Annotated in this window: 30 protein-coding genes; 5 read left to right on the top strand and 25 right to left on the bottom strand. The window is 41.6% G+C overall.

All coding sequences use genetic code 11. The features are described from left to right. Window positions 1-58: 58 nt before the first annotated feature. On the bottom strand, window positions 59-766 hold the full coding sequence (locus AC0IWZ_RS23030) for a nucleotidyl transferase AbiEii/AbiGii toxin family protein (protein ID WP_471679302.1): 708 nt from the start codon (window positions 764-766) through the stop codon (window positions 59-61). Further along, window positions 759-959, bottom strand: a complete 201-nt coding sequence (locus tag AC0IWZ_RS23035) for a hypothetical protein (RefSeq protein WP_471679303.1) — start codon at window positions 957-959, stop codon at window positions 759-761. Before AC0IWZ_RS23035 ends, AC0IWZ_RS23030 begins: the two co-directional genes overlap by 8 nt. 404 nt (window positions 960-1,363) lie before the next feature. Between AC0IWZ_RS23035 and AC0IWZ_RS23040 the strand changes: the two genes are divergently transcribed. Together AC0IWZ_RS23040 and AC0IWZ_RS23045 are read left to right on the top strand one after the other, a co-directional pair. Then, entirely contained in the window at window positions 1,364-2,260 is an 897-nt protein-coding gene (locus AC0IWZ_RS23040; RefSeq protein ID WP_471679304.1) for a hypothetical protein, read from the top strand. 2 nt (window positions 2,261-2,262) lie between these two features. Further along, window positions 2,263-2,427, top strand: coding sequence for a hypothetical protein (locus AC0IWZ_RS23045; protein WP_471679305.1), 165 nt, complete (start codon window positions 2,263-2,265; stop codon window positions 2,425-2,427). A 104-nt stretch (window positions 2,428-2,531) separates the two neighbouring features. Here AC0IWZ_RS23045 and AC0IWZ_RS23050 read toward each other — a convergent pair whose 3' ends face one another. The 6 genes from AC0IWZ_RS23050 to AC0IWZ_RS23075 form a co-directional block, all read right to left on the bottom strand. Further along, window positions 2,532-2,714: a hypothetical protein gene (locus tag AC0IWZ_RS23050; RefSeq protein WP_471679306.1), complete on the bottom strand. Its 183-nt coding sequence runs from the start codon at window positions 2,712-2,714 to the stop codon at window positions 2,532-2,534. Window positions 2,715-2,735: 21 nt separating this feature from the next. Further along, window positions 2,736-3,056 carry a hypothetical protein gene (locus AC0IWZ_RS23055; RefSeq protein ID WP_471679307.1) on the bottom strand — a complete coding sequence of 107 codons (321 nt, stop codon included), beginning with the start codon at window positions 3,054-3,056 and terminating at the stop codon, window positions 2,736-2,738. Window positions 3,057-3,089: 33 nt separating this feature from the next. Beyond that, a complete protein-coding gene (locus AC0IWZ_RS23060) occupies window positions 3,090-3,365 on the bottom strand; it encodes a hypothetical protein (RefSeq protein ID WP_471679308.1) in 276 nt (91 codons plus the stop codon). A 4-nt stretch (window positions 3,366-3,369) separates the two neighbouring features. After that, window positions 3,370-4,044 (bottom strand): AAA family ATPase, encoded by a 675-nt coding sequence (locus AC0IWZ_RS23065; protein WP_471679347.1) that lies wholly within the window; start codon window positions 4,042-4,044, stop codon window positions 3,370-3,372. Window positions 4,045-4,198: 154 nt separating this feature from the next. Continuing rightward, window positions 4,199-4,969, bottom strand: coding sequence for a Dcm methylase (locus AC0IWZ_RS23070; protein ID WP_471679309.1), 771 nt, complete (start codon window positions 4,967-4,969; stop codon window positions 4,199-4,201). Window positions 4,970-4,972: 3 nt separating this feature from the next. Continuing rightward, a complete protein-coding gene (locus AC0IWZ_RS23075) occupies window positions 4,973-5,194 on the bottom strand; it encodes an Hha/YmoA family nucleoid-associated regulatory protein (protein WP_471679310.1) in 222 nt (73 codons plus the stop codon). Window positions 5,195-5,364: 170 nt separating this feature from the next. On the opposite strand from AC0IWZ_RS23075, the gene AC0IWZ_RS23080 reads away from it, so the two are divergent. Together AC0IWZ_RS23080 and AC0IWZ_RS23085 are read left to right on the top strand one after the other, a co-directional pair. Beyond that, window positions 5,365-5,919: a hypothetical protein gene (locus AC0IWZ_RS23080; protein WP_471679311.1), complete on the top strand. Its 555-nt coding sequence runs from the start codon at window positions 5,365-5,367 to the stop codon at window positions 5,917-5,919. Window positions 5,920-6,103: 184 nt separating this feature from the next. Further along, entirely contained in the window at window positions 6,104-6,715 is a 612-nt protein-coding gene (locus AC0IWZ_RS23085; RefSeq protein WP_471679312.1) for a hypothetical protein, read from the top strand. Window positions 6,716-6,807: 92 nt separating this feature from the next. On the opposite strand, the gene AC0IWZ_RS23090 is transcribed toward AC0IWZ_RS23085, so the two are convergent. The 11 genes from AC0IWZ_RS23090 to AC0IWZ_RS23140 all read right to left on the bottom strand — a co-directional run bounded on the left by AC0IWZ_RS23090 (window position 6,808) and on the right by AC0IWZ_RS23140 (window position 16,621). Further along, window positions 6,808-7,236, bottom strand: coding sequence for a hypothetical protein (locus AC0IWZ_RS23090; RefSeq protein WP_471679313.1), 429 nt, complete (start codon window positions 7,234-7,236; stop codon window positions 6,808-6,810). Window positions 7,237-7,282: 46 nt separating this feature from the next. Then, a complete protein-coding gene (locus AC0IWZ_RS23095) occupies window positions 7,283-9,145 on the bottom strand; it encodes an ArdC family protein (RefSeq protein WP_471679314.1) in 1,863 nt (620 codons plus the stop codon). A 32-nt stretch (window positions 9,146-9,177) separates the two neighbouring features. Then, window positions 9,178-9,357, bottom strand: coding sequence for a hypothetical protein (locus tag AC0IWZ_RS23100; protein WP_471679315.1), 180 nt, complete (start codon window positions 9,355-9,357; stop codon window positions 9,178-9,180). Window positions 9,358-9,364: 7 nt separating this feature from the next. Next, a complete protein-coding gene (locus AC0IWZ_RS23105; protein ID WP_471679316.1) occupies window positions 9,365-11,785 on the bottom strand; it encodes a DNA topoisomerase in 2,421 nt (806 codons plus the stop codon). A gap of 5 nt (window positions 11,786-11,790) precedes the next feature. Further along, complete coding sequence (locus AC0IWZ_RS23110) at window positions 11,791-12,156, bottom strand: hypothetical protein (protein ID WP_471680538.1); 366 nt, start codon at window positions 12,154-12,156, stop codon at window positions 11,791-11,793. A 63-nt stretch (window positions 12,157-12,219) separates the two neighbouring features. Then, complete coding sequence (locus AC0IWZ_RS23115) at window positions 12,220-13,767, bottom strand: toprim domain-containing protein (RefSeq protein WP_471679318.1); 1,548 nt, start codon at window positions 13,765-13,767, stop codon at window positions 12,220-12,222. A 1-nt stretch (window position 13,768) separates the two neighbouring features. Then, a complete protein-coding gene (locus tag AC0IWZ_RS23120) occupies window positions 13,769-14,191 on the bottom strand; it encodes a hypothetical protein (protein ID WP_471679319.1) in 423 nt (140 codons plus the stop codon). After that, entirely contained in the window at window positions 14,188-14,670 is a 483-nt protein-coding gene (locus AC0IWZ_RS23125; RefSeq protein ID WP_471679320.1) for a hypothetical protein, read from the bottom strand. Before AC0IWZ_RS23125 ends, AC0IWZ_RS23120 begins: the two co-directional genes overlap by 4 nt. Then, window positions 14,663-15,247: a hypothetical protein gene (locus tag AC0IWZ_RS23130; RefSeq protein WP_471679321.1), complete on the bottom strand. Its 585-nt coding sequence runs from the start codon at window positions 15,245-15,247 to the stop codon at window positions 14,663-14,665. The genes AC0IWZ_RS23125 and AC0IWZ_RS23130 overlap by 8 nt, the downstream gene beginning before the upstream one ends. Continuing rightward, entirely contained in the window at window positions 15,244-15,729 is a 486-nt protein-coding gene (locus AC0IWZ_RS23135) for a hypothetical protein (RefSeq protein ID WP_471679322.1), read from the bottom strand. Before AC0IWZ_RS23135 ends, AC0IWZ_RS23130 begins: the two co-directional genes overlap by 4 nt. Beyond that, complete coding sequence (locus AC0IWZ_RS23140; protein ID WP_471679323.1) at window positions 15,713-16,621, bottom strand: hypothetical protein; 909 nt, start codon at window positions 16,619-16,621, stop codon at window positions 15,713-15,715. The genes AC0IWZ_RS23135 and AC0IWZ_RS23140 overlap by 17 nt, the downstream gene beginning before the upstream one ends. A 94-nt stretch (window positions 16,622-16,715) precedes the next feature. On the opposite strand from AC0IWZ_RS23140, the gene AC0IWZ_RS23145 reads away from it, so the two are divergent. Then, entirely contained in the window at window positions 16,716-18,242 is a 1,527-nt protein-coding gene (locus AC0IWZ_RS23145) for a DUF5710 domain-containing protein (RefSeq protein WP_471679324.1), read from the top strand. Between the two features lie 22 nt (window positions 18,243-18,264). Here AC0IWZ_RS23145 and AC0IWZ_RS23150 read toward each other — a convergent pair whose 3' ends face one another. The 6 genes from AC0IWZ_RS23150 to AC0IWZ_RS23175 form a co-directional block, all read right to left on the bottom strand. After that, a complete protein-coding gene (locus AC0IWZ_RS23150) occupies window positions 18,265-19,380 on the bottom strand; it encodes a site-specific integrase (protein WP_471679325.1) in 1,116 nt (371 codons plus the stop codon). Window positions 19,381-20,389: 1,009 nt separating this feature from the next. After that, entirely contained in the window at window positions 20,390-21,673 is a 1,284-nt protein-coding gene (gene pilV, locus AC0IWZ_RS23155) for a shufflon system plasmid conjugative transfer pilus tip adhesin PilV (protein ID WP_471680539.1), read from the bottom strand. Window positions 21,674-21,748: 75 nt separating this feature from the next. Then, a complete protein-coding gene (locus AC0IWZ_RS23160) occupies window positions 21,749-22,690 on the bottom strand; it encodes an ATPase, T2SS/T4P/T4SS family (protein WP_471679327.1) in 942 nt (313 codons plus the stop codon). Window positions 22,691-22,707: 17 nt separating this feature from the next. After that, entirely contained in the window at window positions 22,708-23,238 is a 531-nt protein-coding gene (locus AC0IWZ_RS23165; protein WP_471679328.1) for a type 4 pilus major pilin, read from the bottom strand. A 69-nt stretch (window positions 23,239-23,307) separates the two neighbouring features. Further along, entirely contained in the window at window positions 23,308-24,393 is a 1,086-nt protein-coding gene (locus tag AC0IWZ_RS23170; protein ID WP_471679329.1) for a type II secretion system F family protein, read from the bottom strand. Window positions 24,394-24,426: 33 nt separating this feature from the next. Beyond that, window positions 24,427-25,929, bottom strand: a complete 1,503-nt coding sequence (locus tag AC0IWZ_RS23175; RefSeq protein WP_471679330.1) for a GspE/PulE family protein — start codon at window positions 25,927-25,929, stop codon at window positions 24,427-24,429. Between the last annotated feature and the right edge of the window lie 2 nt (window positions 25,930-25,931).

A 25,931-nucleotide genomic window follows, 5' to 3' on the forward strand; every position in this document is an offset into this window, starting at 1 on the left:
GTTTCATTATGTCACAACCAAATATAGCAGCGTCATTATTATGGGCTGCTATCAAATGTTAATAATTATAATCTAAATCGTTTTCGTTTTTTGGAAAGTCCAGATTGAGTACGGAAATAATAATATCCTGTGCTTCTGGCTCAATTTTCAGGTGTTTTATGTAACGGTCAAATACAGGCCGCTTATTAATCATCTGACGGGTACTTTCATAAGCTTGAGTGACTACCAGGCCATATGCACCAACGGCTTTTTCCATGGCCTCTTCTGGTATATCTCCCCACATATGCTGCATCATCGCCAGGTCAATAATGTCCTTTGCGCCTGATTGCAGGTCAGTACCACGATCAGTGTTTGCTAACAATTTGCAGGCAAACAAATCAACCTTACTCAGTGTCGGTACACCACATATTACTCCCCCCTCCTCTAAATCAATATTGGCTTCCCGAACAAACTCTAGACGTATGTTCGTATCATCAATTTTGACGTATCCACGTACACCATCACGATCTGCGCGGATGTCACCAACCATTTCAACTGATTTATTAAATAGCGGGGAAAAATCAGTACCAAAAAGTAAGGAACGGAGCTGGCTGTACCCCTTGGTTGAACTGCAAAGAAAGTCTACATCTACTGATTCGCGATACTCATTGCAGCTCATAACAATGGCCGTACCGCCACCAAACAAACAGGATGTATCCCGAAGAACGTCTACGTTAAAGCTCTCTAGCAACGTCGCTATTTTTTGGTGATGTGGATGTTTAAACATTCAATACCCCATTACCTACTTCCTTCACCAGGCGCTCAAGGAGTGCCTTCTCATGAGGCTGTAGTTTGTCCTGCTCGATGTATTTCCAGTTGCGCTCGTAGAACGCAAGCGCTTCCTGATCAGTAAATTCCGCGCTACTGTCAATGAACCAGGCCGCTCGCTTGAGTTGAGGATAATCTGCTATGTGAATCATGCTTTTCTCCATACATAGTCAAATGGAAAGCCTGTACATATTATAACTTACATTCGATTTTAATCACAACCTCAAAGAAATTAACCGCACACGATCAAATCCCTTTTCGAGAACGTATTTACAACCCAATTAAACATTAATAATTCATAAACCAAAAAAAATACTTCAGTAGTATTAATAGAGCTTTTAAGTAAATTGTTTTATTGCTAAAGTAAATATTATAGAAAATATATCGACGTTGCTCGTATTGGATTTTTATCGAGTCCTTTACTGGAATACGAAAGAAAATCAATTTCGACACTTTTACGACAAAAACACCTTGGAAAGGTAATTAAATCATTTTCACCTGAGATACCTAACTTATCCATGCATACCCATGTAAATTAATAATCAAGGAGTGCAATTTGAATTACCGATATTTCAGTGAGTATGACAGCAGCCTTGATGGTTTCGAACGCCCCTATCGCTGCGTTCTGGATTCAAACCCCACATTCGGTGATGAGTTTTCTCCACAAATGACAGAGGCTGAAATAGCGGCTGTTGTATCCAAATGGCTTGAATTTTATAGCTGGGATGTTTACCCCGAAGTCGTTTTAAAAGGTCACTCGAAAAGACCCGACCTCATCGCCTCAAAAAATCATTTAGTGAATGTCATCGAGACAAAAAAAGCCCTGGGACTTCCGGTACTGGAACAGGCATTAAGCTGGTTCACCTCTCAGTTTCACGACAGAACAGGATTACCCCACTTCATCATGATTGCTACAGCAGCATCCCGAGGCAGACCGAGCGATCTGATGAATCACTTATTGGCGCATTATGGTATCGGCTGGATAACTGTTGAAAAAACTCCAGCGGTTATGGTTGGACGTGGTGATTACCAGGAAAAGAGACACGGCGCGGAATACAGTTTGAGAGTACGCAAAGAAGGTAAACTGGTTCCGGGTTCAAGAACGCTTGGGAAAGTGCTCAGAAAACAACTAAACCCGGACACCCGTATTGCCACGCCCGGAACGACCGGCAGTGGTTGCTATATGACCGAATGGAAGCGCACGATGTTGCGTATTGAACAACTGATGAGTGATGGTGAATCGCGCACCATTGCTGAAATCATTCAGTGGTTAACGACTAACGGCGGCTACCATTGGGGGACGCGCTCATCCGCTCTCGCAGGCATCAATACAAGTCTGACACGCCAGAAATATAAGCAAATCCCTTACGGTTTTGAAGGAAGAAGCCATAAATGGATGTGGGACAAAGACGGGACTAAATCAGTGATTAAACAACCAGAGAGAGTAAATTGATCATGCATATTTTCAAAAATATTGATGTACATGGAAAAGCAGGCAAAGCGACCAAAAGTGATTTTGATAAATTCCTTTTGGATGTCGTGACTAATACAGATAATTCAAGAATTGCGGGTTATGTACTATGTGACAAAGGGGATGTAATTATTAAATTACCAAAGTAAAGCAGAGCTGATAACTGCCTTTATTTGATAAGGCACTGGATATCCTTTCAACCGGATATCCAGAATACTTAATAGGGATTCCGAACATTTAACCCGCCTTTTTCTCACTTACTTTGACGGTTAGTTCTTTCATTTTCCCAAATAGCTTCCTGCGCTTCGCTAAAGGCCAGCAGTTCTTCTCGATGCGCCTCAAACCCTTCTGAGTTTTCTAAATCCCAATACGGATCAGCCAGCCAGCTTTGCTTGAGTGCTTCTACTTCCAGGTTTGAGCGAATGACAGCTTCCATCGAAACCTCCAGATTATAGTGTTACCAGGCAAGCTGGTTGCTAGGTACGGTTTTTCCAGATGACTTATGGCCAACATCAAAAGTTAACACCCTGTCATGACCCTGTTTAACATCCTCAGAAACTGAATTAGAGATAATGTGACGAATCAATTGCTGCTGTGCGAAATACTTCCCTCTCGGAAGTTTTTCGCCCGTACCGAGTCGGTTAGACCAGTCTTTGAATGCCGGTGAACCACTTACTTCAACCATTTTCGGCATTTGTATCATTCGAGGCTGTAGACCCAAAGCAATGCAAGCCTCGTATCTCAATACACCAGAAACTACAGAAACTGATTCGTCCATTCCACACCTCAACCAGAACATTTGCCAAGAAGATTACGCTTTTAAATGACCCAATTTAACCAATGCCTCACGGCAGTATTTATTAGTTAATTCGGTCAAGGATGAGTTTTCCTCCAAAGCCAGCAAACGTAGGGCTTTGTGAACATCCCCATCAAATGAAATATTGGTTCGCTGTTTTGTTTTCGACGGATCATCCATTGCTGCGGCTTTGTCTTGAGCCTCTTTGATAATGCTATTGATACCGTCGTTGTCACTTGTACCCATGGTCATCGATGGTATTGTTTTGCCGGAAGAAACTTTTTCAGCCATGAGATTACCCCTTATCTAATTCATCAAAAATGTCGGTAATTTCACGTACCAACACCTGTATTTCACCTTTTGCTTGCCCGTCTGGCGTATCAAACACCGTTTCACCGGCCAGCATTGAAGACACGTAGGACTCACGCTGCTTGATAGCTGTTTTGAAGCGATCATGTCCTGCCTCACGCATACTATTAATCAGTACACTGAACATCTTGGCGTTTGGCCGGTAACGGCTAATTAAGATTTTTGCGATGAGCTGAGGTCTGCTTACCCTCATTGCTTCAACGATGGTATACACGTTACCAGTTGCTTCAAAATCTAGAGGGCTTGGACTCAGTGGAATGACGACCAAATCACTGATCATCACACATGCGGCAGTAATCGCACTCAGATGCCCCGCTCCATCAATAATAATGAAGTCGTATTCAGTACCCAGATCTTTTCTCAGAGAATAGACATCTTTTTCATCTTTACCCTGATAGATATCGAAAATTGCAGCGTCACTTTTATTCCATTTGACGAGACTTTTTTGAGGATCGGTATCAAGTACAGCAATCCTATAACCCGCCAGAGCCAGGGCAGTGGCGATGTTAACGGTAGCGGTGGTTTTTCCAACGCCTCCTTTTGAGTTAACCACTGAAAAGATCCTGGTAGGTCTTGTTGGGTACAAACGTGATAGTGGCATAGTTCCGGCCATGCTTTTCCCCTGAATTTTAGAGTTGAACGCTTACGCGCCTACACACAGACACTTTAGCACCTATACACCTTTACACCAATACTCAATTCATAAAAAAAAGCCACCATAAGGTGGCAAACACACAGCATTAAAGTGCTCAGATTCAGGGGACGATCAACCGTGAAGAACCGCGACGGGCATTTGAGGCAAAGACACTTAATGAGAAGCCCCGTGGTGTTGCTGAGCGAATCAGTTTCGTTTTACTAGAATTGCCACCCAATCTTTCATATTGTGCCGAATATCCCGCTGCATCTTTATTATCCGAACGTTTAGCACATTTAGAATCCCTATTGACCAATTCCCGTTTAATAGGACGACGAACGGGTTCAATAAAACCATTTCCTGAAAAAATACCCGTCTTCTTGGTGTAGGCATCGCGTGGCAGTATGTAATCAGGGAAATCGGGATGAACATCATCTTCTGGTAAATAGCACCCATATTCATATGGATGAAAGTAAAAGTTCGGCTTGCGCCAGATAGTGTTTAAAAGGCCAACAGGGTTTTCCAGCGCCCATGGAACATTTAATGACTGCCCCAGATACATGACCATCCGAGCAAGCTCCGTGGCCTCTGCCTGACATGCTGGATTCTCACGTAATTTGCGTTCAAAGTGCCTGGACCCTGAATTAGCCAGGTCTGTGCATTCTGGAAAGCCCAAAACTAGTTCAACGCCCTTCCCAACCATATTCATGATGTCTTTGACGTGCTGGCCGGTTGTGTAGGCATCAAACCACATTCCCACTTTAATGTGATTACCATCACGGGTAATGCCGGACTTATGCTGACCATCAAAACACCAGACTTCATAACCATCATCAAGCCATGGCTGAGCCATATAATCGGTGAAATTATAAAGAATAATGATTTTCTTCATAAATTAATCAATCTGTGCTCGCGACAGTTTTTCCCACACTTCACTAGGTACTTTTTTATAAAGACAGCCCGTGAGAATTTCGGCACGACAATGATCTGCCGCGCTCAGAAAATTCAATAACTCCACCCCTGTTAATGTTTTTTCAACTTGTTCTGTTTTGTCTTTTAACGTTTTGGCTGTAAGGCATGGGCGTAATTCTTTGAGAAAATCTACTTTTGTTCTCATGCAAGATTTCCTGTCTCATTAAATGAATAAATTTAAATTAAAAACCTAAAGAAAAAATAACGTGGCGTTATCATGAAAAAAACCAGATAAGGCAATTCAATAAAACATATATATTGATTAAATACTAGTATGATTTTAATATATATCTTAATCAATACAAGGAGTATTTCATGAAATATATTCCATTTGGAAAAAATTTAATTTTGGGACTGAGCATTATCCTAATTGGCACTACATCCTGTTTATCCGATACAGGTAATGAAATGGAAAATAACCTCATCTCTTACGTAACCTGCAAAAAAAATACATCGCCAGAAGAGTTTGTAAAAACCATTGAAGCTATTGGCGGTAAAAGTCTCATATCCGGCAATATGAGCCAGGTAACAGATTCTATCTTTACTTTACCAGCCACTATCAGTATCTGGGGCTATCCGGTGTCAAGTTTTTCACTTCATCAGGGCAGTAATGATGACGGCGATTTTAATGAATTTGCCGCTGTGATTCCCGCACCCGATAACCTAACTACCAGTGATGGCGTAGCGGCAATGGGGCATGTCAACCGTATCGCTGAAAACTATTTCATGAACCAGGTAGGAAGCAATGATTTAATAGTGCGACAATATGAAGACAGCATTTACATCAGTTGTGCCAATGATGTACGCACTCTTAAAAAGAGTATCAACAGAGAGTTAAAGCAACTCAACGAACGCCTGGGCGGTAGTTAATGACTTTTACAATACGCTACGCCAAAAGCAGTCACGGTGCAGGTATACTTGCTACCGTACTGATTGATAATGATTTAATCGATAACATCTCAGATAAAAGCGAGATAAACGCCTTGGCACATTACATACACGAAAATCAAAGTGCCAACTATCCTCAACCCATACTAATTGAACCGGTGTACGCATGAATCCATTACTGACACAATGGTTTACACACTACGAGAACAAGATACCGAAAACGTGGGACTCGCTGTCCACACAAGAGCTTGATGTACATACCATAAACGCATCATTGGTTTTCTGTGATGAATTCAGAGAATTAACAGCCCCGGCTAAAGAGTCATTATTACTTGAAATGATTTCATCTTGGTTAAACACAGGTAAAATAACTCATTCTGTCGATGCCAACACTCATGGCAGCGAATACGCTGAATTTATTGCTACTCATGCAAAATCTCTTCCCGAAATATCCGGGACATTTTGCATTGATTTAAAGAATGGGACATCAAGCAGCGTTGCTCTAATATCAACCAAAACCAAAAAAATTAAAAACAGCTTAATGGTCACTACATGTCGGTTTTCAAACAACAAATCAAAAATCAATACTATTCTGATTCCAAAAAATGACTTTTCGGTTTTATCAAATTTTGAAGCCGATCTTTTATATAAAAAAGATGCTCTTGGAATTGAATGTCACACAAGAAATAACATCACTACGACTCTGGAAGATGAAAATACACTATCATCATGGTTATTATTTGCAGCCTATAACATTCATAATCTTTACATTACTTAATTGCAATGATATATTTGAGTCGTAGTATGATTCCTCAGCCCCATTTATTTACTCGCCAACTTTAGTACAGCCCGTTTAATACGGGCTTTTTTTTATGGTAAAAGCCGAGCACTTTTATTTACATCCTCATCATCTGTAGTTGAAGAGAAATATTCATCACATCGCTGCGCATCGTAATAGACCAGTGCATCAAAATACTCAACGACTGATGTCGATTCTCTGACATCCACAATACCGTAGCGCCTCAGTGTCATCATAAAGCTGAAATAGTCTGATCTTGCCAACAGGGACACATCAAGGTTGTCTGCGGCCAATTCAATGCTCTGATTACTACGTAGCTTCTGATATGTCACCAGAATCAGTTCGCCCACCCCCTCCGGGAACGCGCCATTCTCCTCGATAGAAACGGCTACAGAAGAATTCAAAACTAAAGGCATACCTATAAGCGCGATACTTTGCGCAGACATGTGATCGATAAACTGTAACAGGGGTTTGATGTGCTCTCGCTTCACACTGGCCATAGCGTCACCATTAAATAAGGCCAGCTATTGCTGGCCTGGATTGTTGTTACGGTTGCGGGGAGTCATAAGGTATCGAGTTACCCAAAGGGGCGAACAACACCTCCTCATCTGCAGCGGAAGTGGTTTCCGCTACCACGACACTGCCAGGCTCACCGTCAAATACCGGTACAGGGATAAACTCGTCTTCGTCTTCATCATCCATATCGTAGCGACTCCCTCCTGATGCCACTGGTTGCGGCTCAGGCTCAATAATTGCCGGTATAATTTCCGGTTCAGGTTCCATTACCGACTCCGGTGGAACTGGCATAATGTAACTGGCCAACTCTGGATGGAATGTCTGGATCTGTTTAAGCAACATCTCACCATTCACAGGCACCCTTTCCTTGCTACCCCACAATCTTTCGGCCTGCAGTGATGCCATTGACTGCGCATTTTCAAAGGAATCCGTTTTATAGGTATCTGCCAGAATGGCCATATCGCCTTTTAATGAATCCATATGGGACATAATGGCCGCTTTCTGATCATTGTTAATATTACCTAGAACTGAAGCTTCATTGCCAAGCTCTGCATCCATTGCTTCCTTAAAATGATTCCAGACATCAACAAAGCACTTATGGTTTTTGAAACGGCCAATAGTGCTGATGGCATAATCAATCACTACCTGCTCTGTTACTGGCTCGTTACCCGCTTCGTGCCTTTTCATAGTGGTATGAAATAGACTTTGCTCCGTCACCCCACGCATAGAACGCATGTAACCTTCTGGCAAACTACCATCCTGAATGAATTGTTCCCCTAACATCCCCAGATAGAAAATCCATTTGTCACCTTCAAGCAAGGGAGATGCAGGAGCGCCTGGTGGCTCGGGTTGTGCGACTTCCGGGGTAAATGCTGGAAGCCCACCCAGGTCAGCCTGGTTTACAGGTTTGGTGTTAACTTCACCATTTTCAACATCAAGCACATTCTCCTTGATAAGTTCACCTTCAAGGAATTGACGCAGTTCAGGATCGAATTCAAACAGATAATCAACAATGCCCTCAACATCAGACGCTGCGCGGAAAATTTCGTTTTTATCATCTTTGAGGACAGATAAATAACTCTGTAGATAGGAGGCATGATTTTCAACGCCGCCATCAATAGCAAACATTGCCGTCAGCAAAGCTGCACCATACTCAGCGCGAAGTTCTTCTTTCGCGTAGGCCGGTGACGATGGATCTCGCTGCTCCCCCTGTTCACGCCGGTTGAGGCGTGTATGATGTCCTGTCCAGTGAACCAGCTCATGCAAAAGCGTAGCGTAATAGCCAGATTCACTTTTGAACGCGCCTTTTGGTGGCAACACAATCGTATCCGCGCTATGCGAGAAGAATGCAGCATCTTTGATGACATCGAGGCCATTGGCGGTCACAGTGCGATATTCAATCTTCGCGCCGGTAGCCGCAACCAGGCGTTCAACCAGCTCATTTGAATCAAAGGTTGGCTGCGCATAAGAGAGTTCTGGCAGACCAATAATGTCTTCACCGTTGAATTCCAGAAAAGTACGGCAGAACATTCGTGGACGTTCATTGTTATCCGATGCCTGGTTCCGTTCTGGTTCCGGTTTCGCGTCAGAATCAGCAGCTTTATCGACAACATTCCAGTATTCAACCAGCGCACCATGACAACCCTTGCGCAATGATAAACCCGCTTTTCTAATCTGATTCATCGTCATCCAGCGCGGATCAATAGATCCACGATTTGACTGAATTAATAACAGATTAAATTTATTGCCTCTTTTAAATGTTGTACCAGAGAATGGATTAAAGGGACGTGCCGCTACATTATTCCATCCTTTATCCCACGGAAGTGTTTGCCCGGACTCGATTAACTCAATAATCTGATCCGTGACTTCCTGTCGAAAATCACGCTTTGCCATAGATATTCCTTACGGGAATGAATTGAAAACAGTTAGGAGTTGTTAAAAACGATTTTTTCGCCGTCAAAAACAGGAATTCCAACCGTATCGGAATAATCCTTCTCTCCCTCTAATTCAGCCGGTACGGGATCGGCAGTATGAACTAGAGCAATTTCATCTTTATCAAAACCGAGATCGCTTAATTCATCACTGCTCACTTTTCCAAATTGCATATGAGCCTCAATTATCGAATGAAAATGTAACTTTCCCTGTTTTATTGTCCAGAGAAAGCGCCGCCGAAAAGCCTTTATTCTTACTACTCACGAATCCATTACGTGAATTTAGATACCCGGTTGTTAATAGAGTATTCAATTCGTCATCATTCATCGTGCGCCTGGCAATTATCATGGAAAGAGAAAAAGCGCATGGTTCACAAGCCAAAGCGGGATAATTACCCATAACTTTCATTAACGATTTCTTGCATTTTGGACATGAAAATTGACTGGCTACACTATCAGGTTTCTTAAATTCGATTTCTGCTTTGAAATCTTCTTTCAGTACAATTCTAGCGCTGTAATTACTTTTGGATTTTGAACTTGTGAAATCATCAAAGATAACTGAATGACGGTCGTTAATAATAGAACGAATTTCATTGTTTGTGAATTTCCGACCATACATATTTTTATGAATACGGAATCCGCAATTATTTTTACAACCGATGTGATCATAAAATTCATTTAATACACTGCTGCACTTAGGACAAGATGCATTTTCAAATGTCAGAGCTTCCGATTCGTTAACACCGCTCACCTGTGTCTTTAAAGCGGCAATCATCATCGAAGCCTGTTCTCTGATTTGTGTCATAAAATCAGTACGAGACATTTGCCCTTTTTCTACCAGAGCTAGGTTGTGCTCCCAATGCCCTGTTAGCTCAGGACTTGTTAATAGTTCAAGCCCACTGGCACGGCAGAAATTCACTAATTTAAAAGCCAGTTCTGTTGGTGCGAAACACCCCGATTTATCACGAATAATGTAGGGTTCAATCGGCTTGCCGGTTGCCGATTTAGACCGCAAAAGCCCTTCAATAATACCAGCCCGTGTAGCTTCGGTTCCCAGACCGGTTGCTTTCATCGCCTGTGCCAGGCTTTTATCATCGACCAGACGACCGGCGTTAATCATCGCAGTCAAAACGCTGGCATCGTCATAGCGTTTTGGTGGTGTAGTTTTCCCTGCGCTGGAATCCATATCAACCACAGACGGGATCTCACCGCTGCCAAGTGCGCAAAGCACATTGTCAGCCGGTCTTACTCCCATAATGGACTGCCAGCCTTGCTGGACTTGTACACGCCCCTTTACCACTAAAGACAACCCAGAAACTACGGTTGTTCTGATTGTTTCGTTGAAAATGGCATCTGGATAAAACACGCTGATAAAGCGGCGAACAATGAGATCATAAATACGGTGTTCATTTTCAGTTAAGCCAGATATGTCACATTGGCTACCCACAGCAGGGACAATCGCAAAGTGATCACTGATACGCTCATTATCGAAAACCGCTTTATTTGCTTGTACAATTTTATCCCCGCTTAACGCAACGGGAATAAGAGACTTATAAGGTTCAGCCGTAAGTGTACGGTTTAAAATGTCAATGACAGTCGATACATAGTCTTCGGGTAACGCATCTGATGAGGTACGTGGATATGTGACCATTTTATGCTTTTCATACAGCGACTGCGTTAGATCAAGCGTTTGTTGTAGTGTAAATTTAAAACGTTTACTGGCTTCTTTTTGTAATGCGCTCAGGCTGAATAATGCTGGCGATTTCGTCACTACCTTCTTTGTCTCATCGCTGGCTTTTTCGACGTGACCAGATTTGAGTTTCAGTAATAAATCATTTAACTGTGATTTATCAAAGATACGAGTCGTTTCTTCGCCTGCTGTTTCTGACGCAATTTTCAACCGAGCCTGGTAAGTCCCGTCCTGAACCTTAAAGGTGCCAGTTATTTCATTAAAATCTTTCGGTACAAAGTTAAGAATCTCGTTTTCTCGATCCACTATCATTGCTGTAACAGGCGTCTGAACACGGCCTGACCGCATATAGACCTTTTGCCGTGCAAGAATAGACAGACAGTCTGAAATGCCTTTGCTGGCATTCAGGCCAATCAAATAATCCGATTCGTTACGACACTGTGCCGCATCATAAAGATTACGGTATACGCCCCCATCAGCCAGGTTGTTGAAGGCTGCACAAAGAGAATTTTTTGTCATCGATGTGTACCACATGCGCTTAATCGGTTTACGAATACCGCAGGCTGCCACAATCAACCGAAAAATTAATTCCCCTTCACGCCCCGCATCGCAGGCATTAATAATGGTGTCAACGTCCTTACGATCCATTAGCTTCTTCAACAAAGAAAGCTGAGCGGAAGCTTTATCCCGTGGACGTAATTTAAATTTTTCAGTGAGAACAGGTAAACCCGTCAAGCGGTTAGCACCAATAGATTCCATTTCCTCACTAAAACATTCAACCAAATGACCAAAGCCGTTAGTAATAATGGCTGTATCACTTTCATACCATGTTTGATTTTTAGTAAACCCCCCAAGGGCAGAGGCAATATCTTTTGCAACAGAAGGTTTTTCAGCAATTATTACGGATTTCATACTTACTACCTTTTAGTGGAATTTATATACTCGAGTAAGCATGAATGAATGTCATCTAATTCAACCTGCACTTTCTGACAGTGAGTCAGTGCGCTGGTATATTTATCGACGGTTAACTCACTCTCGGTATAATTTTTACGGATAAAAGCAAGAATACGAATCATCAGCAAAGAATCATTGTATAGCGCGCCTAAATCTTTACTTATAATAAGCGTTAGAATATTTGCATAATGCCTGTCCATGGAATGGCGTTTCATATACTCATGAAGATGCCCCAAAGCGACCGGTTTAAAATTTGGATGCATATATACGGGAGTTGATTTATTATAATCTACATTATCAATAGCCGTTAAACCATCATCACAGACCATCGAAATTTTACGCCCCCCATCAAATCATCCTGTTCAATAAAACTCCCAGGAATGAATTTTGCGTTAGAGTTCATTTTCTGATTCATATTCATCAAAATTATCCTGTTCTATGTCATTATTAACAACACTAAGTTTTTGACCTGTATGATCATTAATGTCTAAACGACATAAATTAATTAATTCTTTAACCATTAACTGTGGATTGTAATTATTTTGAGTGAGATAACGTTCAACCAAAGTTGAAATATTCATATCATGAAATTTAGAAGAAGCATTAAACGTCCAGGACTGCCCTTTGTCAGTCAATGAAAAATCATCATTGATGAGTTGGCGCTCGATAAACTTATCGAGATGAGCGATCACTGTTGAAGGTCTGCCTAACTGATTCAAACCCATAAAATGTACAAGCGATTGTGCAACAGTCCAGGATTTCAACCCAGGCTGAGCTTCCTCATGCCAGTAGACAGGCATCACCGGTCGTTGACGGTGCCAGTTCATACCATGAAGTTCCGGCGGCAAGCGCGAAAGAGACGCAGGTGAAGCGGTTTCAATACGATACGGCAAACCGCATTCAAGTTGGTTGCGTGTGTTCGCAACCAGGACCGCAGATTCAGTGTCCAGATCGCTATAAGGTTTATTTAATGAAAGATCGGTTTTTAACGTGGTTGGAGCTTCATGGCCAGTAGCTGATTCATCACGCACCGCCATCACCCGACTACCAATAAACCCGAGATTGTATTGCCGTGAAATCATTTCCAGCCGGTTAACTGATTCGGGCGTGACAGTACGCTGAGAAGATCTCGGGTATGTCATGTCTCCGCGCTCATACAGTTTTTGCATCGCTTTGGCAATTTCAGACGGTGTACGACCAGTTTGCAAACTGGTTTTTACAAGCAAGTCGCTGAAATTATTAAACTGTGTCGAACCGGTTTCGATTGATGAACGTCCAGCCTGTAAACTTAGATTTTCAAATCCAGACGACTGATCTAATAAAACATCATCAGCATAAACCGGAATATTCGCAATCCACGGATCGCCTCCGTGAATATCAGGGATATGCAGTTGCTGCATAGCCACAACTGGTGAATATTCTGCTAACGCAATCAGGAGCGAACTTTGTACCCGCCCTACCGCTCCCCGCTCATCTGAGAGTCCTCCTACCAGGCGGTCGAATATACGCCGGGCATCGCCTCGATTTGCGGCATCGTCTGAACGGTATAGAAGCGGCACACTTCTTTTAAGCTCATTAAGGGTTAGTGCTTTAAGGGGCAAACGATATACAGGGCTGTCAGTGTCTTCCAGACAAGCATGAGCCACATCCCGTGCAATGACATCACCTTCATCGTCATTATCCGTAGCCAGATAAATGACATCAGCAACCAGGGCTGCAGTCCGTATCCGCTCAACCAGGTCCTGACGCTCAGGTTTAACATTGTAGGCAATTTCATTAAAATCTGAATCCACCCAGGGCGTATTTAACCCGTCTGGGTTTCCACAAATATGACCACACGTCGCAATAATTTCGCAGTGTTCATGATGTAGTTCATAAAGCAACTTTGCCAGATGCTTCAATTTACCAGGGGCTTCAATTATATAGAGACGTTGTGGCATATCACACCGTAGATTCAGACATCACTATTGACATAATATTGTCCACTTTATTAAACACCGAGCGGATATGTTCTGCATAACTTTCACCTGACAAAGAAATACTTTCATTCAGGAGAATTGCTTCATAATTAGCAGACTCATCAGTATCAGAAGTAATGGTAAGCGTTGCACCACCTTCCGGTTGATCCAGTAAGATGGTGGCATACATTAAATTAATTGAATCGTCCTCACTCCGTTCGTGCAGACTGATTTCAAAGAGTCCATCTGATTGACCAACAGCATATGATACGACATTAGCCATTACCGAGAATGAGCACTCATCCCGAAAGTCTTCATTTGGTGTAATTTTAGAAAATGTTTTTGACTGCGCCATTTGTTCGTAGATATAAGATCTTATGGACTCAGCAGAAGATGAAAGATTCATACAGGCTCCGGGATAGGGTTAAAATCGGCGGCATTAATCCATAATAAATAATCCCGCAACTTATCAAAATTATAGTCTAATTCCTCTAGCTTTATTACTATTAAATCAAACAAATGCATTGGATAGTTTGAAACAATTAACTCAATTTGTTCTTTTGTTAATGGATCAATATACCTATCTAGATTACTACCAATCAATTCATGATTACAGCTTTCATAAATAATAAAAGGTCGATGACCATGGTGCCCACATACTGTGGCCAGATTATAAAAAGCATTAACGCCACCGATCACCATATTGACTCTTTTTACTTTAACCAATAAGGAAGAAGGGTTGTCGTTTGGGGTGAGTGGCGAGTTGTGCAATCTCAGATACGACAAATGAGGGACATCAACCGTCTTTTTGTATGGTTCAGGAATGAACCCACTAAAATCCTCATCAACAACAAAACCATCAGCTCCATTAAATGAATTAAACATGTTTTCTCTTCTTTGGAATGCTATCAATGGGATGGAAAGAAATCGTTTCTATCTGGTCACGCTTAGACTCCCCTACCATCCATACCTGTTTCCAGGCATCAGAATGTGTCATCTCACGCTTCATTTTATCGATTACACGGCTCAGAGAATGATTTGCTAAGGTAATCTCCTGTTCAGACAGTATTTTTTCTAACACAACTAATACAGACGCAAGCTTAGCCAGTACATAATGACATTGAGTGATAACCGTCGAAGGAATGTCCATATCAAGTGCGCGAAGTTTTATAATCAATTTACTTAATATTTCCAGATCACTGATACCCGTCTCAAATCTCCCCACAACAATTAATTTCAACGACTTAGTATATTGAAGACGATTTATACCGCGCTGTTGTTTACTTTCAGAAAGATAAATCTCATTAACCCACGCCCGGTATGTCATGTCCTTACAGTCAGAAAGAGTAATATTAGCCATATCAAGGAATTTACCTTGTAGGTGTAATAATACATCATCGTGATAGGAAATATGTTCTGCCGGAGTCATCGATAAAAAAGCATCAATAATGATTTCATTCATATAGAATGCCTGAGAATTCTGCTATCACTTTCTGATAGTAATGATGGATTCAGATGTTGATAGGAAGTTTTTTCCAGCTCATTTTTCCAGGGTATATGCGATATAATCGTAAATTCTGGAGCCACAAAGGCACAAGCTTGTGCATAAAATGTCTGCAACTCAAGATGGTTTGTCTTAATAAAATTATCAAAAACATAGACCAGAACTGGTGCAACCTTTCCAAACGGTGATAAATCATCATTTTCTGGTTTTGCCACTATAGGCAGATAACGTTTATTTTCCATACGATACGTATACCCGCAACCTGGCTGTTTTAAACGGTGCAGAATGCTGTCACAGGCAACCAGGCTCGCATCGGTCAACATAATGCCCAATTCAGACTGTGCAAGCTCAGTCTTAAAGAAGTAAAATGCCTTCCCCGACTCCGCTGATAATTGATTTAATAAATTGCGGTAAAGACTTTTATCATTCTGCATCTTCATTGTTCTCATTGTTTACTTGAACCAAAAATCGGACATGTTCAACCATTTGCTTTACCGCCGACATAAACTCATTTGTTATTGCTGTGATTATCATCTCATTGCCCATTGAGATGTTTATTGTTCCCTGCCTATTCAATGAATAAATAATATCGCACAGTAATTCCATGCAAGTCATGTTATACGAATACACAACTGCCGAAGACACATTAGCATCAGAATATGATGTGAATACATCATCAATTAACTGATCCACTTTTTTAGAGAACATATCAACCAGGGGAATAAGTAGCTCATTATCGCTTTTGGCCGAAGGAAGCAAACTGTGTATGATCGCTCTTAATCTACCCCACACGCTCATATAAACGATATGTTTTACGCTTGAGATACTATGCCCTTTTGTGCCAGCAAGGTTTACCTGCCCCTCTTCATCGACAACATTAAATTCATACTTCTGTGTAATGAGCACATTATGAACTAATTCATGAATTTGTCCGATTGTAAGTGGCTCATAGCATTCACCTTTATTTTTAGCCTCAATAGCCAGGTTAAATTCATGTGATATAAAGTCTATAATTGAATTATTCATCATTCCGATCAATTGATGGAAATCATTTTGATTTTCATCCGGCTTAATGAAATCATAGAAAACATTGAACACATCAGTAATTCTGCGAGTTAAAGCCGTCATATTTGTTAAAAAATTATTTTCTTCTGACAGCCTGCCATTCAGGTAAATCATACTCATAATTCTGGACGATACGCGTAGAGAAAAACACAACCGTAAATTCCCTTCGATAATTCTCGCCTGTGTCAATTCATCAAGCAATACCAATGACGTTTCATCGAAACTAAACGCATTGGAAATTAATAATTCAGAATTAAAGCCACTCATGAATCTCTCCAGCCAAAAAAAACTGTCACTCAATATGATGATGCGATATATTTATATTATTAACACATATTATTAAACAGTAAAGAGGTGAGTATTGGAAACAACATTCGGCACTGATGCGCACACTATTAAAAATAACACCCTTAAACCTGTCACATGGAATAGTAAGCAGGTTGTAAATCCCCACATGCTAATATTAGGTGTTTCGGGTACAGGGAAAACCTACAATTTAAAGAAAATAGCGAGAGACTTAACTTTAAGCAATTCTAATAAAACATTCAGGATGCATGTTTTCGACGTACATGGTGACATTAATGTTGGCGAAGATATTACAAGTACAGTTGTATTCTCCGAAAGTACCCAATGGGGATTAAACCCATTAAAGGTGAATGCAGATCCCCACTTTGGCGGTGTACGAAAAAAAGTGCAAGGTTTTGTTACTACAGTAAATAAGGTCATGCGCTCACTAGGCACTAAACAAGAAGCAACTTTGCGAAATCTGCTTATTGATTTATACAGCCGTCATGGGTTTGATATGAATAATGCAGCAACATGGAAAGTTGATGATAATGCCACGGTGCTAACTGGCAGCGATGAAAACCGGCTCTATCTCGATGTCCCTTATGCCGAAAAAGACATGGCCAGCAGTCTGGGAGCAACATGGGACAGAGACTTACGCGCCTGGTATATAGCAAAAACTGCCTATTCAGGGGCAATCACTAAATGGGGTATTAAGCACACTGGCAGGACACACCCTACTATTGCCGACCTGCTTCGATTCGCGCGTCTGGTTCTTGAGCAAACGTATTTAGGCACCGGTTCAGAAGCTGTTGCAAACCTTGAGGTCGTCAATCGCCACGCTGGAAGACTTTTCAAAAAATCGCTTGAAGCAATGAAAAGCAGCGGCAAAGATCCAGATAGCAAAGCCGACGCTGATCTGGAGAAAGCCAAAGAAAAAGCACTTGAAAGCTATTCAAAATATATAGATAGCATCGCCACAGGCAGAGAGCTTGAAACCGTCATGAAATATGACAGCGTGGACGTGCTGAAATCGGTTGTAGACAGGATTGATAACCTGGATGCCATTGGTATTTTCAAACCGCACACACCTCCTTTTGATGAGGCTAAAAATGTCTGGCGATACGACATCAAAGCCTTACTCATGAATGAGAAGAAACTGTTCGTTATCTTCAAACTCGAAGAACTTTTCCTTCAAGCCATTCAACGCGGCGAACAGGACGACATCATTGATGTGATACTGCTCGATGAAGCGCACATATTCCGCGATGATTCTGATGACAGTATCGTTGATACAATTGTCAAAGAAGCGCGTAAGTTCGGCCTGGCGCTCATTTGTGCTTCACAATCACCAGGTCACTTTAGTAGTGATTTTCTTTCGCAGACCGGTACAAAAGTCGTACTCGGCCTGGATGAAACTCAATACAAGGCTGCTGAGAGCAAACTGATGATTCCCCCAGACGCACTTAAATGGATCAAGCCGCAAAAAAGTTTGCTTGTTAACTGTAAACGCAAAGCAAATATTGAAAATGGAAGCGCACAAGCGTGGAAATGGACAGTCATTAATTATACGCCGCAATCCCGTCAAACTAACAGCCAGTAACCTGTTACATATCTAATTGTGCTTATGAGAAAGGGTTAATGATGATTATTCCGTCATCATTAACTTTTACTTCGCCCGGAACAGGTATCTTCTTCCCCCTATGCGCTGCAATCGCTAATGTTTTGAGTAGAATTGATGACGCTTTTTCTATAGCGATTTCTTTAACTTTATCAGTAACGCTCAGATCCTCAAAATCACTGAATGTGATGACATAACCATTATCCTCTTTGGTGGCCACTGCCGGGTATGGAACAAAATAAGTTGCAACTTTGTCTACTGTACGCCCCTTGGCGTCCAGTTTTTTTACGAGCTGATAGGCTCTAAGATGTGTGTAGCGTTTAAGCATATTCAGCGATTTGTGGCCGGAAATTGAGGCAATCTCCATCACATTTAGCGTACCGAGTTCAAATAAGCGGCTGATAGCTTCATGGCGAAGATCATGAAAGTGGAGATCCTCTATCTTTAGCTGTTTCATAGTATTACGCCAGGCGCTCTTAACTCCGCTCGACTGATATTTAAATACCCGTCCACTTTGATGATACCCGTAGTCTGTCAATATTGACCGGGCTTTACGGGATAGTGGAACATCCCTTGAGGTTCCATTTTTCGTATATGGCAGGTGAGCTACTCCGATCTGCAGATTCACGTTGCTCCAGTCAAGAGACAAGATTTCCCCCTGGCGCATTCCTGTTTCCAACGCAAGCTTAAATATTGAATACAATTCTCCGTTATGAACTTTTAATAATTTAGATATTTTGCGTTCTTCTAATGATGTCAGTCTCCGTTCCCGCCCAGGTGCGCACTTAGGTTTTCTCACAGCCTCTACTGGATTCGATTTACAAGTACCCCATTCAGCAATAGCTAGATTATAGAGCGATGATATTAGTGCAAGTTCAAGGCGCACCGTATTACCACTTATAGGCTTTGCAGTTCTTGGGTTTATTTCTGACAACCTTAAATCTCTATACTCAGCAATATCAATAGAAGTGATTTCATGCATCAATATATTTGCAACCGAATATCTTTTAATTACATTTCGTCTATAGCTTTCTTGTTGCCAGCCATTTTTTTTGCATGAAACCGTATTAACGTATTTATCAAGAGCATCACACAATAGAATCGTTCTTTTTTTGCTCATTTTTATTCCCGCCGATGTTACAAAGGCGTGAACTTTACTTTCCTATGGTAGAAAGTCAAAACTGTCAATCCGGTGTGTGGAAATCACCAAAAGCAGAACTTGATAGTTTTGTTGTAGTCGGAGCCGCTGGGTGCAACAAGACTTACTCATATGCCGCTTGCCCTGTAGGAAATAAGCTTGTGAGTGGTGGTTATAGCCTTACCTACTTTTCGGGTAATGCATCCTCCGCGTACAACGCACCGGATGGTAGTTATCCCGATGTAGCAAATAATAGATGGGTAGTAACTGGCGCTGGCTCAAACAACAACTGCTTTGCAGCCTATGCGATGTGTTCTCGATAAAACTGTCAATCCGGTGTCTGGACAGGAAGTGGAAAGATCAATGCTCAAGGCTGTAATTGGTACTCTTCACCAGTTGCCAACGATAACTTTATTGGGGGGAAAGGTAATGGTTCAGTCTACTATAAGCCTGTTCAATGCCCTGCTAACTACATCATGACCGGAACACGGATGTATGGCATTGGTGATGGTGTTGATGAGGAACACGTTGATGCTTATTGTTGCCCATTTAGTTAACTGTCAATCCGGTGCCTGGACAAAACCTGTCTCTGGAAAGCCTGGATACTACTGCCGGTATACTTCAATGAGTGCTCGTAAGTCAGAGGATTACATTGGGTACACGCCCCGAACTGATCGCAACTGTCCTGTAATCTCACCCGGTCAATTACAAGGTGAGTGCGCTTGTATGAAAATCATGCTTGATTACTAGACAAAAAATTAAAGCCCTGGTGCTTAATACCGATGGGCTTCATTTCTCCATCAAAACCGGCCATGTAGCCTTATCAGTTATCTCATAGCGCACATGACAGGCACCTGCCAGTTAGTTGAATAAGAGCCTCCACAGCCATCACCTAATGTATTCCGATGACGACCAGTCGCCATCATGATTCATTTTGCCAATCTCCAACGGCCATTGAGAACCACACCGATTCGCGCACATTCTTACCGAGTTACTCTGGTGGTTTAGACCACGTACCGGATTGACAGGAAAGTATGCCGCCGTTTGCATCACGGCCTATAAGCCCATTCGGTGAACATCCCCACCCCTCATTGGCCACACCATTAAGCTGTAAAAACTCCCCCGCCGTAACACGGCCATTTGATATGACCGAGTTGGATATCACGCGGTTTGAGTTCATATCGCCACTGGCATCAATGTTTCCATTCGAACGCAAGTAATTTGTAAAACTTCGATTCGAGTTCATATCCTGGCTGGAATCAATGTTGCCGTTTGAATGCATATAATTTGAATACATACCTCCATTCGCAGTCATATTTCCATTTGCGTTTGAGTCACCCCGTGATTGAAGAAGATTAGCGTAAACACGGTTTGCATTCACATCACTGCCGGTACTAAAACCAGCATCTGCCTGTATAAGCCCAGATGTATAAACATTTTTACCACCATAAGCACGAATCCATGTGCTATCCGTCATATTCCACCCACCGCCCCACTTTTCGCTGTACCAGCCTGTGTCACCGCGTGTCCTGAACCAGTTTCCAGTATAGGTTTCACCTCTTGTATCTACGTCCTGTGCTTTGACGGTGCCAGACGCATTAACATTTTTTGCAGCGTTAATATCATTACTGCCCATATTCAGTGCCGTAGACATTGTATTTAATTCGGGATGACCAGGAACGGCTGAGCGGTATAGATAATCGTTACTGACTTGCCCATCGACGAAAAAGAGTGCAGTTGCCAGATGACCGGCATTATTTCCCAAGTTGTAGTTTGATAGTGGCAACGCCCATGCACCGAAGGCACCATTTACCATTGCCGGAGCTTGCTGGGAAATATACCCTCCCTGTGCGCCCTGCATTTTAGAAATATGGACGAGTTGACCTGTATCTATGTTTTGCCCTCCTGAACTAACCAGGAGTGTCTGTAGCTTATTAGGTTGTGGCTCCAGTGCATACACAGTGTAAGTTTGGCCGTATGGATTTTGGTTTGAAATGCTCGCAGGGAGCACATTTGCTGCTTTTAACATCGCTATAGTGATAACTGCGGGTTGTGTCGGTGTCGCATTAGCAAGAACAGTATCGTAATTAGCGGAAATGTATTTTTCAGCAGCTTGTGCAATCATCTGTCCATAATCAGCAGTCACACGATTGAGCTGTATATTACTAGTCTCATTCATATTTTGTGCAACTAAGGTATAAACAGTCAAGCCTATGGCTAAACTAACCATCGTACCAATGAGGGTAAATCCCTGATGAATCTTGTTAAGTTTCATCCTTTTACTCCATTTAGAAATTCATTGACAAACATTATGCGACACAATGAAACTTAATTGATTAAGTGACTAGGTTTAATCCTGTTCGTTCCAGATATAACTTTGTCTTTGCTCGAGCACTTTGCTGTCCAATTTATTAAAGTCTTCATTACTTATTAAAGCTCGAGTTGGCTTATCTATAATGAGAGAACTGGCAATCAAACGTCGAGAATGAGAATCTTTCGCGATGTTTTCTAAATTCTGATGAATCACTAAATTTAACCCCTCTGACAGAGACTGACGTGTTGTGACCTCACAGAGACGGTATAGTTTTTCTATTGCCTCTTTAATAGACCCGGAATGAATAGTTGAAATAATGAGATGACCATTAATTGAAGCTTTTACCACTTCGCTTGCCGTCTCACTGTCTCGAATTTCGCCAATAAAAATTATGTTTGTGCCGGTGCGCAACGTGCGGATCAGGAGTTCTTTGTAACCGCCATTAAACCGTGAAGCCTCTGACTGAAAACAAAAACCATTTCCATGACTGCCGTGAAGAGTAGTTTCAATTGGATCTTCAATTGCAATGCCGACGCCACCTAATAGATTTAATCTGTGCGCTACAAGCGATGCAGCAGTCGTTGTTTTACCATTAGCCATTTTCCCGGCGATAAGGATTAGTCCCGACAAATCCCTGGTGTTAATGAGTTCAACAACATCATCACGCAGCCCCAATTTCTCAAACGGCAAAATAGATGCTGATGACTTACGCAAAAAATAAATTGGGACATCCATCGGATCATTGAGAACCGTAACGCGATAAAGCACGTCGTCATAGCGCATTGAGTATTCTGGGGATTTGTTTTTCTCAAGCTTCTCCCTGCAACACTCTCGCAGTTTGATAATATCTACCTTTAATTCAGGCCAGACGGTTTTGCGTGTATTTCCTATAGTGATTTCAAAGGAGGAGGAAGAAATATATAAATCTACAAAATCAATCTCTTTTAAGCGTGAATTATCCATTAATAAAAAGGGCATTTCTGCCCTTACCCCGATTATTGATTAGAAACCCATGCAACTGTATTTGCAGAAGCGGTACATTGCGTCGTCGCTACGGCTGGACTAACCTCACCGGTTGTTGACGTTGAGTTGATTTTTGTGGACGCAAACAAGCTGTTTTTAGACAGCTTTGTAGCCATCTTAATACAAGCTTCACGCGGAACTTTAGCATAGCTGATTGTAAACGTTGCAGGTGAGGCTGTGCCGGTAATATCCACCGCACCACCCCAGACGTTTGTTACAGCCCCGTTCACGTTATTCATATCAGAAGGAATGCCATTACGCGCATCAATTTGTGTCATCAACGAACCTGCAAGATAGCCGCTCGTAGATCGACTATCCTTGGCACCATTAGCCAGGGCAACAACGTGTTGAGTCTCAGTGTTGATATCTGTAGCTGAGCCAGAGTCACCGATATTGGCAGCAAGAACCCCTACCCCCGTTAAAAATAATGCAATAAAAACCATCCATTCAAGAAGGGTATAGCCGCGATGAGGTTTTTTAAAATTACTACGGACTAAATACATAAGAATCTTCCTCTAATAAAAGGTGCAATAAATCATTTAAAAAGTTGATATTTAGGTCTTGAATATAAACTACCCATACATATTTTGAGTGCTCGAAAGAATAGAGTTAGAGCCAGTCATAACCAGCATCATTAAAGCACCAACTAAAAATAGCCCAAGCGCAAAAATCATATTTGCAATGGCATCAATTTTCTCAACAGACCTGTCAATCCACTCGCTGGAAAAATCAGTTAAGATTTCATCGATACGCCCCGTGTCAGAAAGTGCTTTAATAAGAGGTATTATGTCCCTGTCAGGGAATTCATAACCTGATATATCCAGCGCCTCACCGAGACTCTTGCCATTACTTGTACTGTAAATAATAGCGTTAATTCGTGCAGATAACCACGGGGAAGAACCATCTTTTATTAAAGAAAGACTATTTTTTAATGTTATGCCAGCAGAGAGAAGTACTGCCAAATTAACAAGAAAACTAGACCCATGAATTATCCTGTAAATATTCCACGGTGGTATTCTGTCAAGCTTAACACGCAGTTCACCAAATGAATGCGGCAAGGAGAAAACACATAATAATGCAAATAATATGATTACAATCGCTGTAAGTAATCCATAAGAGACTGTATATGATGAAACAGCATAAAGTAACCGTCCAGATGCGCCCCAGGTAGTGGGATCTGTTATTTTTGTCATCGGCGGTATGACTTGATATGAAACAATGTACATCAGATAGCCAATCATCATTAATAAAAAGACGGGGTACAAGAAGCATTTTACAATGGCCTTAGTAAACCGTCCCTTCGATTTTATTATGTTAATACATTGAACTAGTTGCTCGCTTACCGTGCTCGTTGCTTCACCGGCACGAATTAAAATCATTTCTTCATACGGTATCCATGGTGTAAGTGCTTTGGATAGAGGGGAGCCATTACTGTAAGCTCTTTTCACTTCTGCGATAATTCTCGCAATTGGATCATTAGGTTTACTACCATTTTTGCTAAAAACTTCATAGATCCTGTTTAATGCAGCATCAATACCAATTTTATTGCGTAACAACGTATCAAGAGTTCTATACACACTGATCCGCTTTTCAGTACCAAACTGAAGACGGTGAAACCAATGTGTAAAATTAAATTCTAATGACATGATCCCAAACATTTCAGACCCTCTTAAATAATCCAGATAGGAATATTAATCTTCATCTAAATCACCTTCTTCTTCCTCGGCAACTTTTGGATCAATATCACCCTTGATAATTCGCTCAATTAGATCCTGTTTTTTTGACTTGCCATTCAAATGTTTCAACCAGTATTCTCTCGCTTCATTAGCACCTGCAGTACGATAGGCATTCATAAAGCCTCTATCTGGGTGAATAATTTCTGCAATGACAGTACGTCCACTTAAACCTGTTTCATTACATTCAGCACATCCCGCACCAGTGACGCAAATATGCTTATAGTTTTCTTCATCCGGGATGACCTTTTTCACTCTGGCGATAAATGCCGGATCTTCGTAAATGTGTTCGTTACCCGACAAATGAACTTTACATGACGGGCATAACACGGGGATTAAACTCTGGTTCACCAGACCTTTTACCAACCGATAGTTGAGTATTTGGCTTGGAATTAACCCCATGTCATAAATCAATCTGTCCAGTATGGCGACAGCATCAAAAGCATGGACGGTGGAAAAAACTAAATGGCCGGTATTTGCCGAGTGAACTGCTGCTTTTGCTGAGTCAACATCACGAATTTCCCCAACCATAATGACATCTGGATCAAGTCGTAATAGGTTTGCAATCGACTTGCCCCATGACTGACTCACCTTGCTGTCATCATTAAAATCTTCGCACAATACCGGTGTCTGATTTGCACCTGGGATATCATTTTCAGGGGGGTTTTCAACCGTGATAAAATTCTTTTTACCATCTGATTCGGCAATCATTACTTTCATGATTTTTTCTAGGGTTGTTGTCTTACCTGATCCTGTAACGCCAGATATGAGACAAAGACCCAGACGACTACGAATCATTTTCTTCAAAACCAGAACTTGCTCATTTGAGTAACCTAATTTACCAAGTTCTGGAAGCGCTTCATCACTGGAATAAAAAAGACGAATCACCATCAACATCCCTTTATCTGTAGGTGTTGTGGCAATACGCCCACCATACAAACCTAATTCAGAAACGTATTTGGCACTTAGCCTCGCATCCTGCTTTTCCTTTTCTTTGAGATACGTATCGGCGTTATCACTCATCGTACTGTAAATAGTACGAAGTATCTCCATTCCGTCTTTTTCATTATAATTTGACGGGACTTTACACAGCCTTCCAAGTTGCCGACATTTAATGACGGTTTTTTCGTGGTCAACAACAATATGAATATCTGACACACGATCTTTAACAGCGACTCTAATCAAATTAATAATTGAGTTTTGTAACCGTGAATTATCCGCTTCACCCGCCGTCTTACTTCTGTATTTATCACGTAGTTCATCAGAAGTAATACTTACACGCTCAAAACGAAAATCCTTCCTTTCCAGTTCTGCCATATACTCCATAACTTCTATGGATGTGATACTGGTTTCTTCAACATACAAATATTTGGTCGTATCGTCATAAGCCAACATCCCACGTAAATTACTTTCCCTTGGGATAAATAGTTCGTGGGACGGTTCTGCTGTTGCAATATTCATTT

This window comes from Buttiauxella sp. AC142 (assembly GCF_979253435.1).